At 56.8% G+C, this 18814-nt stretch carries 19 protein-coding genes and 1 pseudogene; 9 read left to right on the top strand and 11 right to left on the bottom strand.

What is annotated here, in order from left to right:
• Nucleotides 1-55 precede the first annotated feature (55 nt).
• The 3 genes from AC0Z5Z_RS16680 to AC0Z5Z_RS16670 form a co-directional block, all read right to left on the bottom strand.
• A complete protein-coding gene (locus AC0Z5Z_RS16680) occupies nt 56-1327 on the bottom strand; it encodes an OmpP1/FadL family transporter (RefSeq protein WP_485611352.1) in 1272 nt (423 codons plus the stop codon).
• 168 nt (nt 1328-1495) lie between these two features.
• Nucleotides 1496-2122, bottom strand: coding sequence for a TetR/AcrR family transcriptional regulator (locus AC0Z5Z_RS16675; RefSeq protein ID WP_016774383.1), 627 nt, complete (start codon nt 2120-2122; stop codon nt 1496-1498).
• Nucleotides 2123-2256: 134 nt separating this feature from the next.
• Complete coding sequence (locus AC0Z5Z_RS16670) at nt 2257-3579, bottom strand: APC family permease (RefSeq protein ID WP_485611351.1); 1323 nt, start codon at nt 3577-3579, stop codon at nt 2257-2259.
• Nucleotides 3580-4125: 546 nt separating this feature from the next.
• Here AC0Z5Z_RS16670 and AC0Z5Z_RS16665 point away from each other — a divergent pair.
• Nucleotides 4126-4488: a DUF6124 family protein gene (locus AC0Z5Z_RS16665; RefSeq protein ID WP_041480468.1), complete on the top strand. Its 363-nt coding sequence runs from the start codon at nt 4126-4128 to the stop codon at nt 4486-4488.
• Nucleotides 4489-4509: 21 nt separating this feature from the next.
• Here AC0Z5Z_RS16665 and AC0Z5Z_RS16660 read toward each other — a convergent pair whose 3' ends face one another.
• From AC0Z5Z_RS16660 to AC0Z5Z_RS16650, 3 genes are read right to left on the bottom strand one after another with little or no spacing between them, the layout of a single operon-like run.
• On the bottom strand, nt 4510-4758 hold the full coding sequence (locus AC0Z5Z_RS16660) for a YHYH domain-containing protein (RefSeq protein WP_485611350.1): 249 nt from the start codon (nt 4756-4758) through the stop codon (nt 4510-4512).
• A complete protein-coding gene (locus AC0Z5Z_RS16655) occupies nt 4653-5789 on the bottom strand; it encodes a nickel/cobalt efflux protein RcnA (protein WP_485611349.1) in 1137 nt (378 codons plus the stop codon). The genes AC0Z5Z_RS16660 and AC0Z5Z_RS16655 overlap by 106 nt, the downstream gene beginning before the upstream one ends.
• Before the next feature lie 7 nt (nt 5790-5796).
• Nucleotides 5797-6096 carry a metal-sensing transcriptional repressor gene (locus tag AC0Z5Z_RS16650; protein WP_016774379.1) on the bottom strand — a complete coding sequence of 100 codons (300 nt, stop codon included), beginning with the start codon at nt 6094-6096 and terminating at the stop codon, nt 5797-5799.
• A gap of 513 nt (nt 6097-6609) precedes the next feature.
• On the opposite strand from AC0Z5Z_RS16650, the gene AC0Z5Z_RS16645 reads away from it, so the two are divergent.
• On the top strand, nt 6610-7347 hold the full coding sequence (locus tag AC0Z5Z_RS16645) for a HupE/UreJ family protein (protein ID WP_056785030.1): 738 nt from the start codon (nt 6610-6612) through the stop codon (nt 7345-7347).
• 12 nt (nt 7348-7359) lie between these two features.
• Complete coding sequence (locus tag AC0Z5Z_RS16640) at nt 7360-8025, top strand: hypothetical protein (protein WP_056785026.1); 666 nt, start codon at nt 7360-7362, stop codon at nt 8023-8025.
• A gap of 70 nt (nt 8026-8095) precedes the next feature.
• On the opposite strand, the gene AC0Z5Z_RS16635 is transcribed toward AC0Z5Z_RS16640, so the two are convergent.
• Nucleotides 8096-8989: an AraC family transcriptional regulator gene (locus AC0Z5Z_RS16635; protein WP_082530265.1), complete on the bottom strand. Its 894-nt coding sequence runs from the start codon at nt 8987-8989 to the stop codon at nt 8096-8098.
• A 283-nt stretch (nt 8990-9272) separates the two neighbouring features.
• Between AC0Z5Z_RS16635 and AC0Z5Z_RS16630 the strand changes: the two genes are divergently transcribed.
• On the top strand, nt 9273-9785 hold the full coding sequence (locus AC0Z5Z_RS16630) for a nuclear transport factor 2 family protein (RefSeq protein ID WP_485611348.1): 513 nt from the start codon (nt 9273-9275) through the stop codon (nt 9783-9785).
• A 444-nt stretch (nt 9786-10229) separates the two neighbouring features.
• Here AC0Z5Z_RS16630 and AC0Z5Z_RS16625 read toward each other — a convergent pair whose 3' ends face one another.
• The 3 genes from AC0Z5Z_RS16625 to AC0Z5Z_RS16615 form a co-directional block, all read right to left on the bottom strand.
• Nucleotides 10230-10907, bottom strand: coding sequence for an HNH endonuclease (locus AC0Z5Z_RS16625; protein ID WP_485611347.1), 678 nt, complete (start codon nt 10905-10907; stop codon nt 10230-10232).
• A 4-nt stretch (nt 10908-10911) separates the two neighbouring features.
• The gene (locus tag AC0Z5Z_RS16620; RefSeq protein ID WP_485611346.1) at nt 10912-12102 is read right to left on the bottom strand and encodes an AAA family ATPase; all 1191 of its coding nucleotides are present in this window, start codon (nt 12100-12102) and stop codon (nt 10912-10914) included.
• A 389-nt stretch (nt 12103-12491) separates the two neighbouring features.
• Nucleotides 12492-13424: a LysR family transcriptional regulator gene (locus tag AC0Z5Z_RS16615; protein ID WP_485611345.1), complete on the bottom strand. Its 933-nt coding sequence runs from the start codon at nt 13422-13424 to the stop codon at nt 12492-12494.
• A gap of 145 nt (nt 13425-13569) precedes the next feature.
• Between AC0Z5Z_RS16615 and AC0Z5Z_RS16610 the strand changes: the two genes are divergently transcribed.
• From AC0Z5Z_RS16610 to AC0Z5Z_RS16595, 4 genes are all read left to right on the top strand, one after another.
• Nucleotides 13570-14616 carry an SDR family oxidoreductase gene (locus AC0Z5Z_RS16610; protein ID WP_485611344.1) on the top strand — a complete coding sequence of 349 codons (1047 nt, stop codon included), beginning with the start codon at nt 13570-13572 and terminating at the stop codon, nt 14614-14616.
• 58 nt (nt 14617-14674) lie between these two features.
• The gene (locus AC0Z5Z_RS16605; RefSeq protein WP_485611343.1) at nt 14675-15985 is read left to right on the top strand and encodes an NTP/NDP exchange transporter; all 1311 of its coding nucleotides are present in this window, start codon (nt 14675-14677) and stop codon (nt 15983-15985) included.
• A gap of 84 nt (nt 15986-16069) precedes the next feature.
• A complete protein-coding gene (locus tag AC0Z5Z_RS16600) occupies nt 16070-16612 on the top strand; it encodes a P-loop NTPase family protein (protein ID WP_485611342.1) in 543 nt (180 codons plus the stop codon).
• Between the two features lie 88 nt (nt 16613-16700).
• Entirely contained in the window at nt 16701-17603 is a 903-nt protein-coding gene (locus AC0Z5Z_RS16595) for a bestrophin family protein (protein ID WP_056784990.1), read from the top strand.
• A gap of 43 nt (nt 17604-17646) precedes the next feature.
• Here AC0Z5Z_RS16595 and AC0Z5Z_RS16590 read toward each other — a convergent pair whose 3' ends face one another.
• Nucleotides 17647-17946, bottom strand: coding sequence for a hypothetical protein (locus tag AC0Z5Z_RS16590; protein ID WP_150635605.1), 300 nt, complete (start codon nt 17944-17946; stop codon nt 17647-17649).
• Nucleotides 17947-18056: 110 nt separating this feature from the next.
• On the opposite strand from AC0Z5Z_RS16590, the pseudogene AC0Z5Z_RS16585 reads away from it, so the two are divergent.
• Nucleotides 18057-18675, top strand: a pseudogene (locus tag AC0Z5Z_RS16585) (LbetaH domain-containing protein).
• Nucleotides 18676-18814: the final 139 nt, after the last annotated feature.

The raw sequence follows: 18814 nt of genomic DNA, 5'->3' as shown, positions 1-18814 counted from the left end.
TGTGACCAATATCGTCAACAGTCACTAAATCGCCGACCCGATTTTCCGCGCTGAATCAGAAGCGGTAACTGACGGAAGTGCCGAGGCCGCTGGCGCTGTTCTTGTATTTCGCGCTGTACGAACCCTTGCCAGCCGAGGTGTCGTTGATCTCCACGCTCTCTTCCCAGAGATAGGAATAGGCGACGTCGATGGTGACATTTTCCGCAGGCGTCCAACCGGCGCCGACGCTGAACACCTTGCGATCGCCCGTTGGAATACGCGGCCCGCGATTGGTGTTGTTCGCCGGCGATTGATCAACCGAGAACCCGGTGCGCAGCACCCATTGGTTGTTCAACCGGTACGCCGCGCCGATGGCGTGAGCCCAGGTGTCATGCCAGTTCTGTTCTTCGCTGATCGTGCCCAACTGACCGGCGAGCAGTGGCGGCAATCCGCTGTTTTCGATGGTCAGCTCTTTAAAACGGCTCCAGCGCGTCCAGGTGCTGCCGGCATACAGCGTCCAGTCGTTGTTCAGTTGATGGGTGACCGAGAAGTCCACCGATTCCGGGGTGTCGACGTCCAGCGACGCGTCAAAGCTGCGGCCGCTGACGCCGAGCACGTTGAAGATGCCATCGCTGAGTTTGCTTTTCGCGTCGAGGTGGTAACTGACTTTTGAGTGATAGGTCAGGCCCAGGCGGGTCTGCTCGGTCGCCTGCATCATGACCCCGGCGTTGAAGCCCAGCGCGGTATCGTCGCCCGTGCTTTTGACTTTGCCGTCATTGCGCCCGGGGCTCAGCGGATTGGCGACCATCCCCGATAGCTCGCCGCTGATGCGGTTGATGGTCGGGCCGAAGCCGATCGACACCTTGTCATTGAAGGCATAACTGATGGTCGGCTGGAACGTCAGCGTGGTGACTTCGCTTTTGTTGGCGTAATAGCGGCCAGCGAAACCACTGCCGTAGTCGGTGATCAGGCCAAACGGCACGTAGAACCCCACGCCGAACGCCCAATGCTCGTCGATCGGTTTGACGTAATAACCCATCGGTACCGTGGTGGTCGGCACCATGTCGCCGTCTTCCTTGCCGCCGAACGTGCTGCGGGTCTGGCTGATATCAGACTTCGCAAACAGCGTCGCCTGCCCCACGCTCGCCTGCTCGCGCTTGAGCCGCGCCATGCCCGCCGGGTTGCCAAAAACGGTGCTGGCGTCTTCCGCCGAGGAAGAGCGACCGGCAAAGCCCGATCCCATGCCGCTGACGCTTTGCTCATTGAGCGCAAAACCACCCGCAAGAACATTCGACGAGGCAAGAACGACAGCCAGCCCCACCGGGCGCTTGAGCATTGTTTTTTTCATTGTGTGGACTCTATGGGTGACTCGGAATTGGATGAACTGCGGCGGCCATGTTATCCGAGTGACCATATCAGTCAACAGTCACGCTTTGGGCAATTATTCATCGTCCGCCCTGTACAGGCGAGGCGAGATCAGGCGGCGACTGATCCGAGTATTCGGATCAGCAGAGGGTCAAGGCATCAAGCTGCGCAGGATGAGGTTCGAAGTCAGCGTCGGCGCCACTTCGATAAAGTCGAGGTTGTGTTGCAGCATCAGTGGATTGACGAAGGGTCGCAACGCCAGGTGGATCGATTCGACCGTCTCGTCCAGCGGCGTCCTGCGCTCGAACTCACCGGCCTCGCGCCCTTCACGGACAATGTCGGTGATGAAACGCTTGATCTGCGCATCGTAACGCTGCGCACTCGGCCAGTTCTCACCCGCTGCAAACGCAGCAATGTCGTAGAGCTTGCGGTCGTTGAAAAACAGGTTCACGCCCGTGGCGATCACGGTTTTCACCAAACGGCGGAAACGCTCGGTAGGCGTCAGGTCTTCCTCGTTGATCGCCTGCTCGACCGCCGCAACGATTTGCCCCAGACAGTTAGCGCAGATGGCTTCGCCAATCGCCTGCTTGGAATCAAAGAATTTGTAGATGTACGCCTTGGAGAAACCGATGGCCTTGGCCAGATCGGACACCGTGGTCTTGGCGTAGCCGTACTGGCTGAAATGCTCGTTGGCAGCCGCGACAATCTGATCACGAATGTCGTGATCGACTGGCCCACGCGGGCCGGGGAAAGATGGGGAAACTGAGGACTGATTCATGTCGGCAGCTTACTCACCCGCCCGCCGACTGACAACGTGTGACACATTCTGAATATCACCACCCATCCACTGTGGGAGCGAGCCTGCTCGCGATGACACCCGCCCTAACGACACCAATCCCTCAAACCGCTGCGCTACCCGGCCTTACTGATCGCGGAAAATCTGATGCGAGAACAGCCATGCAGCAACATCCCGACAATGATCAGCGCCCCCGCCCGCAACCACGTTTCCCACCCCTGCTGACTGAGCAGCACCAGACACGACACGATTGCAAGCACCGGAACGAAGGTCGGCACGCGAAAGTGGTCCTCCTCTACCCTGTCACGACGAAGGACGAGCACCGCCACATTGGTACTCAGAAAAACGAACAGCAACAGCAACACCACCGTCTCTGCCAGCGTTGCCAGCGTGCCTGTGAGTGTCAGGGCAATAGCGACCACGGTGGTTGCGACAATGGCAGCCCATGGAGTTTTTCGTTCAGGCAGAACCGCACCCAAGACACCCGGCAACAGCCCCAGGTTGGCCATGCCATAAGTCAATCGACTGGCCATGATCATGGTTAATAGCGCACCGTTGGCCACAGCAATCAGCGCAATAAAAGAGAACAGCGCCGGCGGGACTGCGAGGGTCGATGCGCGGACAACTTCGAGCAAAGGCGCCGACGTGGCCACCAACTTCTCGGTAGGCAACACCGAAGAAGCCGCCACACCCACCGCCATGTAAACCACGCCAGCCGTAATCAAAGCCGCGAACAAGGCGCGCGGATAGACCTTGCGCACGTCCTTGATTTCCTCGGCCAGATTGGCCGAAGTTTCGAACCCGACGAAGGAATAGAACGCCAACAATGCCGCCCCCAGCACCGCCAGCACGGGACTGACGCCCGGTTTGAACGTGAGCGTCCGCCCCAGATCCGCATCGCCTGTACGGAAATACCAGACCGCAGCCACGATCACCAGAATCAACCCGGACAGTTCAATCACGGTCATCACCAGGTTTGCCCAAAGCGACTCCTTGATCCCCCGCGCATTGAGCAGGCCGATAGCCAGAAGAAACACCAGCGCTGCAATCTGCGGCGATACGTCGACGAAGGCGTTCAAGTAATCACCGGCAAACGCCAGCGACAAACCCGCTGCACTGGTGACCGCAGCCGCCAGCATGCAAAAACCGACCAGGAAGGAAATGAGCGGTGACTTGAAGGCCTTTTCCGCGAACACCGAAGCCGCGCCGGCGTGGGGATATTTGGTCACCAGTTCTGCGTAGGAACCCGCCGTCAACATGGCGAAGAACAATGCGATCAGCAGCGGCACCCAAATCGCGCCGCCCACCTCCCCCGCGATCGTTCCGGCGAGTGCGTAAACGCCCGCCCCCAGAACATCGCCGAGAATAAACAGAAACAGCATCGGGAAAGTGATAGCCCGGCGCAGAGAAGTTTTATCAGTGGGAGCCGTCACGGTCATTCCTTGATTCAGGTGGGTAGGAGCTGGAGGGTTGTCACCTCAAACAATGGAAATGGCGCCGAAAGCAAAGTTCAAAATGTGTGACCGCCCGACTGGCACGACGCTGTAAACGTTGCCAACTCGACACCTGTGGGAGCGAGCCTGCTCGCGAAGACCCCAGCCCGATCAACACAAAACATCAGCCAAAACCAATTCCCTAAACACCCCGTTTAAAACCGACATCCAGACTGTTCCAGCAAGCTACAACGCCTTGCGCCATTGCCTACGACTACGCCAGAATCCGCCGGCTTGTGCGCCTCGGGCCGGGGCTCTATCGTTGGCCGGTCACTGAAAAACAGTGATCGGGTTTGGTAGCCCGCTCTCCACATGGCGCATAACGTCACCGTATGCAGATGCTTTCGCATCGGTTTTATGGTGGCCATGCGCAGGGCGTTTTCGAGCGCGCCGGTTTTTCCATGTGGGCCGGTCTACCAACCTTCGTATGGCCACCACCCTTCGTTTGGTAGCGAGAGTGATGGTTCCCTTGGTCACATATGGAGCTTCACCATGTTCAAAGTCACGCCTAACCCGCCAGCGTCGGACGCAACCTCCCCCTACGAATCCCTCGACTCAAAAAAACTCCACGAAGCCGCCGACCGCGCCCTCGACCACTACCTCAAACCCACCGACACCCTCAAAACCACGCCCTACCAGACCAGCAGCATGTTCCTCGCCAACCCGAAAACCGCGACTGAAGAATTGCTGGTCAACGCCAGCGAATCGCTAGGCTCCGCCTCGGTAATGCTGAGTGATGTGATCGGGATGGTTGAAGGATCTGCTCGCAAGACACTGCAAGGTATCGCGCAGGTAGTGATGCTCGGCGAGCTCGCGGTTAATCAGGCGTTGGATAACGTCGTGCCGGTCGAGTAATTCTGCGGATGCAGGCGTTCGCTAATGCCTCGCCCCCATCGCGCGCTCCTCGATAGCCCAGCCTTGCGCTGGGCTTTTCGCTCGTAAGTGGCAATGGTAGTCGTTGGTTTTATGGTTGCGATGGCAACCCTTTGCATCAGTGCCACCGCTGTGCGCAAACGGCCTTATGCGCTCAGGCCAATCCAGCCATGAAAGCCGACATACAGGCCAACGCCTATGATCAGCACGCTGGACAGGTAAGGAGCGCGGCGCGCCACGGTTCCCAGCCACGGCCAGCGATTGGAGGCCTGCCTGGCACCAATGGCCGCAGCGGCACCGACAGTGACCAAAGTCAGCGCCAGGCCGATGCTGAAACACAGGACGAGCATGCCGCCGAGCGCGACCTCTTTGACTTGCAGGCACAGCAACAGGACAGTGATGGCAGCCGGACAGGGAATCAGGCCGCCAGTCAGCCCGAACATGACGATCTGACCCGTGGTCACTTCGCGGTTGGTGAAGCGCTTACGGATGTCGTTGGCATGAGCACGTTCGTGCGCATCCTGATAGCCATCAATCGACAGCTCCAGGCCTTCGAGTTCGGAATGCGCATGCCCGTGATCATGCTCCTGGAACGTCAGGTCGTAATCATGCGAATGCCCGGCGTGTCCAAGGCTCAAGCGGGCGCTGAACTCGTGCGGTTCCGGAATATCCACCGTCGACTGAAGAAAGCCTTCACGCTCGACGAACGCGAACGATTGGCTGCTGCCGTCCGGACGCGTCGTGGTCAGGCGAACATCCGAGGCTGCCCAGGCGTGTCCGCTCAAGGTCTTCAGGCGCCAGTGCGGTGGCAGGCCTTCCTCGAAGATCGACAGTTCAACACGGCCATGGCCGGTATCTATTCGGTGCGTTTCATCATGATGACCATGGTCGTGTTCGCCGTGATGGTGATCATCGCTTTGCTCGAATTTGAACATCTGCTCACCGCGCCAGGTACGCCACAGCATCCACAGGGCAATCGCGATGATCAGTGCAGAGGAAGCAAGCTGGAAATACGGCTCAGTGGTTTCAGCGTCCAGACCTTTGCCCAGGTACATGCCGCCGATGGCGACCAGCCACACCACGGCGGTGTGCGAAAGCGTTGCGGCCAACCCCAACAAAACAGCCTGTTTGACCGAGCCACGGATGGCCACGATGAAGGCCGCCATCATGGTTTTCGAATGACCTGGCTCCAGGCCATGCAAGGCGCCGAGCAGAATCGCGCTCGGGAAATACAGCCAGGCGTGAGCCCCGCCTTGCTGCAACAGTTCAGCGAAATCGGGCATGTCAGACCTAAAGGTACTTGGTGATTTGTTTGAAGGCTTCCAGCGGTGCGCGCTCGCCATTGCCTAGCGCCGAAACGGTATCTTCGAGGCAGTGGTCGATGTGATCCTGGATGAGCGTGCGTTTGGCCTGGCAGATCGCTTTCTCAACCGCATGAAGCTGCTGGGCGATATCCACGCACTGACGCCCTTCTTCGATCATGGTGATGATGCCGCGCAAATGCCCGTCCGCCCGTTTGAGGCGTTTGATGATCGCCTCATGGCTTTGGTGGGTGTGGGGATGGCTGTGGTCGTGTTCGTGTTCACTCATGAGTTGAGTCTCAGGGCTCGATGAATTACGCTGGCATCGTATCCCCCCAGGGGGGATTAGGCAAATCGCTTGAACGCCCGGTCGACGAGTTGAAACCTTTAACACCATGTACAGCAAAACACTGACAACGACGGTAGTAATCGCGCTTGCTCTCGCCATGTTCATGGCCTGGGCCGGGCATACCTATTCGTTGCCAGTCACCTCGGGGCAGCCAGCCTGGGAGATCGCTCAGGACGTCCATCATTCTCACGGCGAAGAGTCGTCATCCAGCCACTCAAGCTTTTCAGAACACTATCACTCGCCATTGACCCCTGATCATCAGCACGAAACGCCGCAACTCACAGCCGCGTTGATGTTGGCGACATCGCCGATGCCATCGATCCGGGTCGATGCACTTCGACACTCGGTTCCTCTGCCGCCGATATTTTTGATCGAGCGTCCACCTCGCCCTTCGTTCGCATCCTGACCACGGCCGCAATGCGGCCCACGATCATTGCAACGTAGGATTGCCCCATGCATTCGCACTCGATGAGCGGCACAGGCGTATTTACTGCGCCTTCGCACCGCCCGCTACTGCTGTTGTTTTTACTTGTCGCTGCACTTTTCCTCGGAACACCCGAGGCGATGGCTCACGCTGTTGCGGAAGGCGACAAAGGTTTCATCCAGGAAAGCTCAGGCGTCATGTTGCTGCCCTTCATCTATATGGGCGCCAAGCACATGATGACCGGCTACGACCACCTGCTGTTTCTGTTCGGGGTGATCTTCTTCCTCTACCGCCTGAAGGATGTTGGCCTTTACGTCACGCTGTTCGCCGTAGGCCACTCGGTCACGCTGCTGCTTGGCGTGCTGGCCGAGATCAGCATCAGCTCCTACATCATCGACGCCATTATCGGCTTTTCGGTGGTGTACAAAGCCCTCGATAACCTCGGCGCATTCCAGCGCTGGTTCGGTTACCAACCCAATACCAAAGTGGCCACGCTGATCTTCGGCTTGCTCCACGGTTTTGGTTTGGCGACCAAGATTCAGGAATACGAGATCTCACCAGACGGCCTGATTCCGAACCTGATCGCCTTCAACGTTGGTGTCGAGATCGGCCAATTGCTGGCCCTCAGCGCGATTCTCATTTTGATGGGGTATTGGCGGCGCACCGGCAGTTTCTGGCGCCACGCGTATACCGCCAACGTCGCCATGATGAGTGCCGGTTTCCTCTTGATGGGTTACCAGATCACCGGCCTGTTTGTCTCCGCCTAAGGAATTCCGACGATGTTCAATACTCCGCTTCCAACTGTTAATGAACTGCCCAGCACCCGCAAACTGCTGCGCTCGACCGTCATCGCGATACTGGTCGCCGCCGGCCTTTTGGTGACCGTTGTCATGCCGTCTGAATACGCCATTGATCCTACAGGTGTGGGCCGAACACTGGGGCTTACCCAGATGGGCGAGCTGAAACTCATCCTTGCTCAAGAAGCGTTGGCGGAAGCCGCTGCGCCTCAAGCAACCGCTCCAGCTCCGACTGCAACTTCTGCTCGAGCTCCGGTGCAGCAAGTTGCACAAGTCCAACCCATTGAGAAGCCTGTTACCAAGCCAGTAACCGCGCCCGCCCCGGCGCTGAGAACCAATCAGATGAGCGTAACGCTCAAACCTGGCGAAGGTACGGAAATCAAACTGGAAATGCTGAAGGGCAAGACTGTCAATTATGAATGGACGGCCACTGGCGGGCTTGTGAACTACGACACGCACGGCGAGCCCTACAACGGCGAAAAGGGTTACTTCCACAGCTACAACAAGGGCAAGCAGGTCGAAGGACATAAAGGCCAATTCACCGCGTTATTTGACGGCACCCATGGCTGGTTCTGGCGTAACCGCAGCAACAAGGACGTGACCATCTCGCTGAATACGAGCGGCGATTACCTGAGCGTCAAACAGTAGTCCGGAACACATGGAAAACGAGGCCGCAAATGCGGCCTCGTTTTTTTCTGCGCGAAGAAAAGTGCTGGATTCAAATCCCACAAATGTCCGTGCGCAGCCGCCAGGCGTCCTTCGCCGGCGGCATACCGAACAAGCGGGCGTAGTCCCGACTGAACTGCGAGGGGCTTTCGTATCCGACTGCATATCCCGCCTCTGCGGCGTCGACCGCTTCGGTGACCATCAGCCGGCGTGCTTCCTGTAGCCGCAACTGGTTGCGAAATTCCAGCGGGCTCATCGAGGTGATCGCCTTGAAATGCGTATGAAAAGAAGAACGGCTCATGCCGGCGATTTCGACGAGTTCATCTATCCGACACGCTTCGTTGTAGTGGCTGCGTAGCCAGGCAATAGCCTTGGCGATCTGGTTCAAGCGGCTGTCTGCTTGTGCCATCTGCCTGATGATGCTGTTGCCGTTTTCGGTTAGAAGGCGATAAAGCATTTCGCGAATCACCAGCGGAGCGAGCGCTTCGATATCCCGTGGCCTGTCGAGCAGCCCGGCCAGCCGAACCGCAGCATCCAGCAGTTCTGGAGTCGTATCGTTGAGCGTAATGCCTGCCGGCGGTGCACTGACGCTCTCTTCTCTTAGCGGATGGCGCAGCGCAAGTTCACTCAACACAGCGGTATCGAGATCCAGCGCCAGGCACAGATAGGGAACAGCCTCACTCGCCTCGATGACCGAGCCCATCACCGGAAGGTCTACCGATGCAATCAGGTACTTGGCCGGATCGTAAACATAGGCGGTAGTGCCCAGCATCGCTTGTTTACGTCCCTGAGCGACAAGGCAGAGTGTTGGCTCGTACACCACCGGCATAGGCATCGTGGGCGTAGCCGAGCGAATCAGGCTGACACCCGGAATCGCGGTGCTGTGGATGCCGTCATTCCGGGCGTGACGACCAACGATATCGACAAGCTTTGAAAGGGAATTCAAACACAACTCCATAACGCGGGGATGCGGCGGTTAAATATCTGGCCTATCGGATGATCAAGCAAGAAATCAGGACGATCCTGCAACAGCCCTCCTCCGCTCATAAGTCACACTTCAGATGAAGCCCAGAGAAACTGCCGTTCACTCCATGTCCGGCGTCGACGATTCTTTGCCAATGCCCCATATAGAACAACGGCACCGGAAAACGCAACTAGCGGCTTACATATAACAACAACGGCCCATCCAACTCGACGGGGCTCATCAGACAGATTAAGGAGCACAGGAAATGACGCTTGTTCAACGCCTCTCTACAGCGCTAGCACTGGTCTTCACCACACTCATCGCAGGGCCGGCGCCCGCCGTGGCCAGCGAACCGACTACGGAACGCAATCGCCAATTCGTTGCGCAAGCGTTCAACCAATGGGCTCAAGGCGGCCGGACGTTCTTCACAGATGTCCTGGCTCCCGATGTGATCTGGACAATCAAGGGGACGAGCCCTTCGGCGGGTACTTATCGGGGCCGAGATGACTTCCTGAAACGCGCAGTCCAACCCTTCGCAAAACGGCTCGCCTCGCCCGTTCGCCCGACGGTGACGGATATCTGGGCTGAAGGCGATGACGTCGTCGTGCACTGGGACGGCACCGCCACCGCAGCCGACGGCGCGCCTTATCGCAACAGCTACGTATGGATCATGCGCATGCGAAATCTGCAGGCAATTGAGGTCACTGCCTTTCTCGATCTGGTGCCTTACGACGACGTTATCAGGCGAATTCCGGTTAAAGCAGGCGGTGTTGAATAGATAAGCCTGCCAAGATCGACTGGAGGATCTGCCTGAAGGAAACTGCGAGATATTACGCAGGTGGACATGTCAGCGAATGTCGTCTTTCGGCCAATTGCGGCGCTGATTGGTTAAAGGTTAATTCAACGCGTATACAATTGGATTCGGCTCAAGCGCGCCGGACTTCGCCCCGACGTCGCAAACTTCGAGGTTGAGCAAAGGGCGTGACAAGATACTAGCGAGCGCCAAAACCTTATCCACTTTACTTTGGTTATTGCTATGGATTGCGTGCCGGCCACGCTTAAGGATGTACTACAACGCCTTCCTCAGTTTGAACTGGAAGACGCTAATGACGCGAGCGTTGCTATTCTTCGGCAAGGTATTTGCAGGAAAGCCTGCGGTGAACTGACGAATCCCAGCAATTACGCTGACAACTTAAATTTTAGCGCAAAGTCTTCTCATTAACTAGATAGGAAATTCTGCTACACCTTCTTTTAACTTTTGAAGCGATAAAGGAAATCTGCGAAGATACGCTCGAGAGAAAGACGCAAATTTGGCGCTTATGCGAACTTTCGCTTTGATCAGCTCCCCAAAATGATTGCGCGCTTCATCATCCTCTTCAGCTTCCTCAAACCTTAATACATGATCATTGAGCTCAAGAAGTTGCCGAGCAATTTTTTTACGAAGCTCACTTGACTCTATTTTCTTTAGAGTTGTCGTACCATTATATATATCGAGGAGTAACGCGACCGTCAATGAAGACTCAGCCCCCCCTTGCAGATCATTAATGATTACGGCCTCGGAAGGAAAAGCTGAAAAAACGTACTCCAGCTTCCCTTCAATATCACTATCATTGACGCAATTCAATATACCATCATACCCACCGCCTTTAATGTTGTTGCAATGCCCGCACGCCCAAAAAAGATTATCCCAGGAAAACATTAGATCCAGGTTTTTCTTATGCGGGACGAAGTGCTCGACATTTATAGACTGAGGAGAGTCCTCGCACAAATAACACTTATTATAAAAATCTTTTTTTAGCTGAATGAGAACAGAGTCAATCCGATAGGTTCCGGATGCTTTTAATTTTTCCGCCTGAAGCTCTACTATCGGGCCAGGCATAGTCTTGGGTAAATGTAACATGTGATCACTCGACGTTTTTCAAAGCCAACTTAAGGGAGCTCAGCTCAAATGCCAATTCTGCGGATGCAAAAACTGAAAATTCAGCAGTCTGCAATTTGTTCAAGAGATCATTGAGAAGTGCTTGTGCTTGGGACGCATTACCCTCCGTCAAAAGCTTTTTGACATCTTCAACTTGCTGCTTAACATCTAGAGAATATTTATCTACTAACATATATTCCTCAAGAACTGCCTCATAAGAGAAAGAAGAAAAATCCGTGTAAATTTTTCCATCTTCCAAATTGAGTATTTTAGTGTTTTGAAGAGAAGTAATTATAAAAGGGGAGTGAGTAGTTACAATAAATTGAAACTGAGGAAAAGCTTTAACGAGGAACGCCAGTATTTTTTTCTGAAGTGATGCATGAAGGTGGTTTTCTGGCTCATCGATTAGAATCACACCGCTGATATTTTTATTGCCCTGAGCAGCAGCCTCTACGCGCAGCAACAGTTCCGCATAAATACTAAGGATAGCTGACTGCCCACTGGAAAGTGCATTAAGTGAATATTTTTTTTCACCTTCGACAATAAGAAAATTGAGACGCTGTCGATCAAACTCAAGATCCAGGTCTCGACTTTCAAATGCATCCCGCAGTGCTTGCTTGAATGAGTCAAACCAACTATCAATGACTTCTACTGATTTAATATCACCATCGTCTCCAGCAAATGCTCTTTGAGCTTTAAGATTGACTAAATGCTGCAAAATCATCGAATTAACCGCAGGAACATCTCCTACCGAAATTGGCAGTGAAGGCGCTGTTATCGACGAAGGGATGCTAGTATCCAAAGAGCGATTTGCAGAGAAGAAAATACAAATCTCTTGTTCTTCAGTAAAGCCGAAACCTCCCGAGAATTCCAGAGAAACCTTGGCCTCTTTGTAGGCGTCAAATACATTTAATCTTTCTAAAGTCTGAGGGCTTGGATTTTCATGGTGCGCCTTTTGTGCAACCACCCTGTTGACCCGATAGGTCTTAACTTTACCTTTGGAAGATTTTAAAAACCCAATTTCTTCCTGTATCGCTTTCAAAATAGAAGTTTTACCACTTCCGTTACGACCTGTGATGATTAAGTGGGTTTTATTTTCACCCAAAAAAACAGAGACAGGTTTTACATTATTTAGATCGCCCACTACGAATGACTTTATAAACACAGGGTTCGACACTTTTCACCCTCCACGTTCGCATACGAACCATCATGATTCTCAGCATTGGCGATTCTTGGCGGTAAATACCGACATTAAATTTATGTCGGCTACCGTGATTTTTTGCTTACCTTGGTTGCGGCACTGCTAAAGCTAGCAAGTTTTTACCTCTGAAATCGGATAAAAAATCTAGTACACCCATCGAGCAGGACGGAGATCAACATCGTGCCGTACATAAGTAGCATCCGCAAACCTAAAATCGCAATCACCCAATTTAACAGCGTTCTTTGTTTCGCGAAGCCAAAATTAAAGGTCGGCTTCTGGCCGGCAGTGGTCGCTGGTCAACATCCGCTTCTGGCCGACTGCTCCCCGTCGCCACGGGCGCCCAGCTGGCAGACCATGCATTAGCCTCACGAAACAGCGCCGAATACACCTGAACTCTCCGCAATCTCCCCTTCCCCCCGCAAAAAATCCACAAACGCCCTCAGCGGCGAAGGCATGTGGCGGCGGCCGTGGTAATACAGAAACGGGCCGTCGAAGGCCTGCCACCAGTCCTCGAGAATCGGCACCAGTCGACCATCGGAGAGCGGCTCGCGCAGGAAGTCCTCGAAGGTATAGACGATGCCCAGTCCGTTGATGGCCGAGCGAATTTTCAGATCGTGCGACGACGTCAGCAGTTGCCCCTGAGGCGGGATACGCACGATACGGCCGTCTCGATGGAACTCGAATACGCCGACTTTGCCACTCTCGAACCGATGGCCAAGCAGGTCATGGGCCGGCAGTTCTTCGGGGTGAGTGGGCGTACCGCGTTCAGCCAGATAGCCCGGGGCGGCGGCTGCAACGAAGCGTTGGCGACGCGGGCCGATGGGCACGGCGATCATGTCTTTGGCCAGGCTCTCTTCATAGCGCACGCCGGCGTCATACCCGCCAGCGTTGACGTCGACAAAGGTGTTGTCCATGACGACTTCGACACTGACCCCTGGATAAAGGCGCAGAAAACGCGCCAGCAGGTCGGGCAACAGAAAGCGTGCCACCGGCACTGGCACATTGAGTTTGAGCGTGCCGACCGGGCGCTGAGCGTCGTCGTCGAGATCGTTGAAAGCGGCGTCGATTTCCTGCAAGGCCGGGCGCAGGCGCTCGAGCAATCGCTCGCCGGCGGCCGTCGGCGTGACGCTGCGCGTGGTTCGATTGAGCAGGCGCACGCCCAGGTCGCTTTCCAGCCGGCGCATGCAGTCGCTCAACGACGAGGCGGACAGCCCGCGCTTTTGCGCGGCAGCACGAAATCCCCCCGCCTCGACCACCGCAGCAAATATCGACACATCGGTAAGGTTTGGTTTACGCATGAATGCTTCCTCCGCAGGCGCCTGACTGTACGCCATACCGTACGGGTCATCCACCAATGCCCGACTTATCCTCGCGCACTCGTACACCGATACTGCTCACTCGCCCCGCCAAGCGGGAACCTGTCACGCGAATGAGAATCCCCCGATGAGCCATTCACCCGCTACGCCGAGCAATACCGCGACCCAACGCCTTCTCAAGGCCACCCGAATGCTGTTCGCCATTTCCGCGATGGCCGGCACACTGGCTGCGCAGGCGACCACCCGAACGGAGCCGAAGCCGGACTGGTCAACCCACGACATGCCCAGCCAGAAAGGCCGCATTGTGCTGGTGACCGGAGGGACCAGCGGCATGGGCTATGAAGACGCGCTGGCCCTGACGCGCGCCGGTGCCGAGGTGATCATCGCCGCACGCAACGCCGAGCGCGGCCGCGAAGCGATCGCAAACATCAAGCAAGCCGTGCCCGAGGCGCGCGTGCAATTCGAGACGCTGGACCTTGCCAATCTGCAATCGGTACGCGACCTCGCCAACCGTCTGCAAGGGCGCCTGCCGAGGCTCGACGTGCTGATCAACAATGCTGCGATCATGTCGCCGCCTGTACGAGGCGTTTCCGCCGATGGCTACGAGATGCAACTGGCGACCAATTACCTGGGGCATTTCGCCTTGACCGGCCTGCTGATGCCTCTGCTACGCAAAAGCGACGACGGTCGGGTGGTCAGCCTGTCGAGCATCGCCGCCGGGCGCGCAAGCCTGAACTTCGATGACCTGCAGGCTGAGCGCAGTTACGACCCTTTCGCCAGCTACAGCCAATCGAAACTGGCGGTTCTGAAGTGGAGTATCGAGCTGCAGCAGCGCAGCGATGCCGCCGGTTGGGGGATACGCAGCATCGCCGCGCATCCCGGCGTTGCCGTGACCGAATTGATCGCCCGTGGACCTGGCCTGGACAGTGAATTCGGCAAACAATGGGCTGTAGAGCGGGACATGTATCATTCCCAAGCGCAGGGCGCGCTGCCCACCTTATATGCTGCGACGGCGCTGGAGGCTGTCGGCGGTGCCTACTACGGGCCTATCGGTGATAACGAGAAGCGCGGGCCGCTGGGCTTCGCCAAGATGCCGCCGGCCGCTGCCGATCGCTCGAATTCGGCCACACTGTGGCAACTCTCAGAGCGACTGACCGGCGTCACCTACCGCTGAGCCCGCTGGCACGGGGAGGCTCCGTGCCATTGCCCCGCCACTCCTACAGGAGCGCAACATGGATACGTCTCTTCTCGCCCACCGCGCCGGCGCCATCATCAATGCCGAGGCTCACGAGCTGCGCCCTGCGCTCAATGGCTTTCTGCTGTTCGTCTGCCTGTTCGCCGGCTATTTCATGCTCCGCCCGATCCGCGAATCGATGGGCATCACTGCCGGCGTCGAGAACTTGCAGTGGCTGTTCACCGCGACCTTCCTGGTCATGCTGGCGGCCGTTCCGCTGTTCGCCTGGCTCAGCGCACGCGTGCCGCGCCTGCATTTCGTGGACTGGGTATACGGATTCTTCTGCACCAACCTGCTGTTGTTCGCCGCCTTGTTCCTGGGCGAAGAAAGCCCTTGGCTGGCGCGCGTGTTTTACGTGTGGATATCGGTCTACAACCTGTTTGTCGTATCGGTCGCCTGGAGCCTGATGGCCGATGTATTTGACAGTGCCCAGGCCAAACGCCTGTTCGCTTTCATCGCGGCGGGCGCCAGCGTCGGCGGCCTGAGTGGCCCTGCGCTGAGCGCCTTGCTGATCGGTCCGCTGGGCGAGCCCGGCCTGATGCTGCTGGCCGCTGTTCTGCTGGCCGCTGCGATGTGGTTCAAGCGCCAGCTGATGCACTGGCGTGAACGGGGTGGCGCAGGACGCCCCGATGCCGCGCCGAGCGAAAGCCCTCGCAGGCCGTTGCCGGGCAATCCGTTCAGCGGTATGACGACCGTTGTGAAATCACCTTATCTGCTCGGCATCTGCGGTTTTGTGGTGCTGCTGGCAACAGTCTCCACCTTCCTTTACTTCGAGCAGGCACGCGTCGTCGCCGAACACTTCCCGGACCGCGAGGCGCAGGTGCGCGTGTTCGGCATCATCGACTTTGTCGTGCAGGCGGGCGCCCTGCTCTGTCAGCTGTTCATCACTGGACGCCTCGCGCAAAGGCTCGGCGTCGGCGTGCTGTTGGCCATGGTGCCGCTGGTCATGTGTGCCGGGTTTATCGGACTGATCTTCGCCCCCGGCTTTGGCCTGATCGCCGCGCTGATGATCGTGCGCCGCATCGGTGAGTACGCCTTCGTGCGTCCAGGCCGAGAGATGCTGTTTGCCCCGCTCGATGCCGAAAGCAAGTACAAGGCAAAGAACTTCATCGACACCGTGGTCTACCGCGCCGGCGACGCCATCAGTGCCTGGGCGAAAAGCGCGCTGGACGCCCTCAGCCAAGGTGCAGGCATGGCAGCGTTGGTCGGCGCGTTGTGTGCACTGCTGTGGGGTCTGCTGGGATGGCGACTCGGCGAACGGGCGGACCGTCGAGCCAGTGTGGCGGGAGCGCGGCAAAACCCAGCGTAGCGCTCAAGAGTCATTGACGGAGACAGGCATTGCCGTAGAATCGCCCGCCCCAAAAAACAGCTTGCAGAGCGAGAAGGAGCTTCGATGCAACGGGTGATGATTGTTGGTCAGCCTGGGTCTGGCAAAAGTACGTTGGCGCGCAAGCTGGGTAAGCGCACGGGCTTGCCGGTCGTGCATATCGACACGATCCACTGGCAGCCAGGCTGGATCGAGCGAAGCCCGGATGAGAAGACCCGACTCTGCCTGGAGGTCGAAACGCGCGATCGCTGGATATTCGAAGGTGGCCATTCGACCACTTGGGAAAATCGCATCGCCCGTGCAGATCTGCTGATCTGGATCGATCGTTCGCCACCGCTTCGATTCTTGCGCGTCCTGCGTAGAACTCTGCTCAACCACGGTCAGTCTCGGCCTGACTTGCCGGAAAACTGCCCCGAACAGCTGGCGAACCTGCCGGAGTTTCTAAAGTTCATGTGGCGGACGAGAAAAACCTCGCGAGCCAAAATGCGCCAATTCGTGTCAACGGCGCCATCGGCTTGCCGGGTGGTTCACCTGCGGTCGAATCGAGAGACGAGGATTTTTCTCGAAAGCATTCGCCCTGCACAGGGCCAGACTTTGCAGACTGACTGACGGCTGACCGCCCCACCAGGGAACTGCGGGTGCCTGGCATCGTCCGAGCTTAAGCGTTTAAGCAAACTGCTCGCCACGAGGTTTCCGTTTGAAAGCTGCCATCGTCAAAAAATACCGTCTGATCATCAAGACCCTGGGTTACGTGGGCTGGTCTTTGTTCTGGTTGCTGCTCTGGGACATCGCCGTCACCGTCGACTTCATGCTATTTCTCAACGCCAAGCTGAACCTGCCGTTGATGCCGCTGACCTTGCTCGGTTCGGCGTTGATCGTGTTGATCAGTTTTCGCAACAGCAGCGCTTACAACCGCTGGTGGGAGGCGCGGACGCTGTGGGGGTCGATGATCAACAATTCCCGCAGCTTTGCCAGGCAGGTGCTGACGCTGCTGGACGACGCTGGTGGCGAGGTTAATCCGGTCAAATCCACGCTGTTGCGCCGCCACGTGGCCTACGTAAATTGCCTCGCCGCGCATCTGCAAGGTCAGCCGTGTCCCGACGAGGTGCGAGCGTTTATTCCCGCCGAAGAATTTGCCCGCAGCGGCACGACCAATAACTTTGCCAACGATATCCTCACCGGCTCGGCGACTCTGCTCGCTCGCGAATACAAGGCCGGGCATCTGGACAGTATTCGCCTGGCGCGGCTTGAGTCGACGCTGGTGGATCTGTCCAACAGCCAAGGCGGCATGGAGCGGATCGCCAACACCCCGCTGCCCTACCCTTATGTGTATTTCCCACGGCTGTTCATTTCGCTGTTCTGCCTGATCGTCCCGATAGGTCTGGTGGAATCCCTCGGCTGGTTCACGCCGCTGGCGTCGACTGTGGTCGGGTTCATGCTGCTGGCCATCGAGCGCATCGGCACCGATCTGCAAAGCCCGTTTCGCCACAGCGAACACCAGATTCAAATGGAAGCGCTGTGCGAAACCATCGAAAAGAATTTGCAGTCAATGCAGCGTGATTCGTTGGGGGATGTACGCAGGGTTGAAGAGCACGCTTGAGGCGCTGCTTTAGCAGCAGCGCTTTACATCAGCTGCGGAGCGGCTATTGACGAGTGTCCGCCTCCTCGGCCGGGTAAAACTCGCCCTGCTTGCCCATTTCTTCCAGTCGTTCGCGCGCTACCGCCTCAACACGGGCCACTGCATCTCGATCGTCAGGGTCAACCAACTGCAAGCACAGGCGTCGGACATTCTGATCATGGGTTCCCTCGCTGAGCATTTCGTGGGTGAAGACTTGTTCAGCACGCCATAGACATAACTGGGTATGGGTCCCGCCGAGCCATATCTCGTTGATTGATCTCAGATCAGTGGTAGCCAGTTGATCCGCGGTGATTGTCTTATCCATTGCGCCGTACCTTGAAAATGCTTGTACAGGTACGACTGGCAGGCATAGCGAGTCGTTCAAGTCGTCGACAGTCCACCCACGCCCCACTCTCACTTGTTCGGAAAATTCTTATGAAATCGCCAAAAATCGAAGATTACATCGCTCAATGGCCATTACTGGGCGTGGACTCCGCTGTCCCTTGGGCGGTGGGCGGTGGTTCAGGATTGCGAGAGCCGGATTCTGGAATTGCTTGAAACGCTCGGCCCGGGATACCGGCGCCACAGCAATTGTGCGATTCATGAAACCGCCATCGTTGAGCAAGGCGCCGTTCTCAAAGGCGCAATCATCATCGGCGAAAGCTGCTTCGTCGCGGCGGGGGCTTATCTACGGGGAGGTGTATACCTCGGCAAAAACTGCATCGTTGGCCCCAGCTGTGAGCTGAAAAGTACCTTCATGCTCGATGGCAGCAAGCTTGCCCACTTCAACTTCGTCGGCGACTCATTGATTGGCGAAGCGGTAAATATTGAAGCCGGCGCGATCATCGCCAACTACCGTAACGAACTGGACGGGGCTGATATCAGGATCCGCCACGAAGATCAGGTGATCGACACAGGCGTCAGCAAATTTGGAGCGCTAGTGGGTGATGGCTGCAAGATTGGCGCAAACGCTGTGATTGCTCCTGGCGCTTTGTTGCGGCCCCACACACGTGTTCCTCGTCTGGGGTTGATTGATCAGTTTGCTTACGAATGACACCAGATATTCGAATCTATTTTTCGGCCAGAAGCTGCCGTTGGAATGTGTACCTTCCCGAGTATGTTCCGAGGTGGTGGTCTGTCTGCCGGGAATATGCAAGTGCGATTAATTGGCTGTCTGCTCTTGCTTGAAAGCA

The organism is Pseudomonas sp. 1L-E-NC-VB-C3 (assembly GCF_057291535.1).
This window is presented reverse-complemented; position numbering and strand designations above follow the sequence as displayed.

Bases quoted from the DNA above. Each gene is read 5' to 3' on its own strand.
- AC0Z5Z_RS16670 (WP_485611351.1), bottom strand. From the start codon at position 3,579: ATGACCGTGACGGCTCCCACTGATAAAACTTCTCTGCGCCGGGCTATC.
- AC0Z5Z_RS16615 (WP_485611345.1), bottom strand. From the start codon at position 13,424: ATGCGTAAACCAAACCTTACCGATGTGTCGATATTTGCTGCGGTGGTC.
- AC0Z5Z_RS16590 (WP_150635605.1), bottom strand. From the start codon at position 17,946: ATGGATAAGACAATCACCGCGGATCAACTGGCTACCACTGATCTGAGA.
- AC0Z5Z_RS16625 (WP_485611347.1), bottom strand. From the start codon at position 10,907: ATGTTACATTTACCCAAGACTATGCCTGGCCCGATAGTAGAGCTTCAG.
- AC0Z5Z_RS16640 (WP_056785026.1), top strand. From the start codon at position 7,360: ATGTTCAATACTCCGCTTCCAACTGTTAATGAACTGCCCAGCACCCGC.
- AC0Z5Z_RS16650 (WP_016774379.1), bottom strand. From the start codon at position 6,096: ATGAGTGAACACGAACACGACCACAGCCATCCCCACACCCACCAAAGC.
- AC0Z5Z_RS16655 (WP_485611349.1), bottom strand. From the start codon at position 5,789: ATGCCCGATTTCGCTGAACTGTTGCAGCAAGGCGGGGCTCACGCCTGG.
- AC0Z5Z_RS16665 (WP_041480468.1), top strand. From the start codon at position 4,126: ATGTTCAAAGTCACGCCTAACCCGCCAGCGTCGGACGCAACCTCCCCC.
- AC0Z5Z_RS16645 (WP_056785030.1), top strand. From the start codon at position 6,610: ATGCATTCGCACTCGATGAGCGGCACAGGCGTATTTACTGCGCCTTCG.
- AC0Z5Z_RS16600 (WP_485611342.1), top strand. From the start codon at position 16,070: ATGCAACGGGTGATGATTGTTGGTCAGCCTGGGTCTGGCAAAAGTACG.
- AC0Z5Z_RS16605 (WP_485611343.1), top strand. From the start codon at position 14,675: ATGGATACGTCTCTTCTCGCCCACCGCGCCGGCGCCATCATCAATGCC.
- AC0Z5Z_RS16630 (WP_485611348.1), top strand. From the start codon at position 9,273: ATGACGCTTGTTCAACGCCTCTCTACAGCGCTAGCACTGGTCTTCACC.
- AC0Z5Z_RS16680 (WP_485611352.1), bottom strand. From the start codon at position 1,327: ATGAAAAAAACAATGCTCAAGCGCCCGGTGGGGCTGGCTGTCGTTCTT.
- AC0Z5Z_RS16610 (WP_485611344.1), top strand. From the start codon at position 13,570: ATGAGCCATTCACCCGCTACGCCGAGCAATACCGCGACCCAACGCCTT.
- AC0Z5Z_RS16675 (WP_016774383.1), bottom strand. From the start codon at position 2,122: ATGAATCAGTCCTCAGTTTCCCCATCTTTCCCCGGCCCGCGTGGGCCA.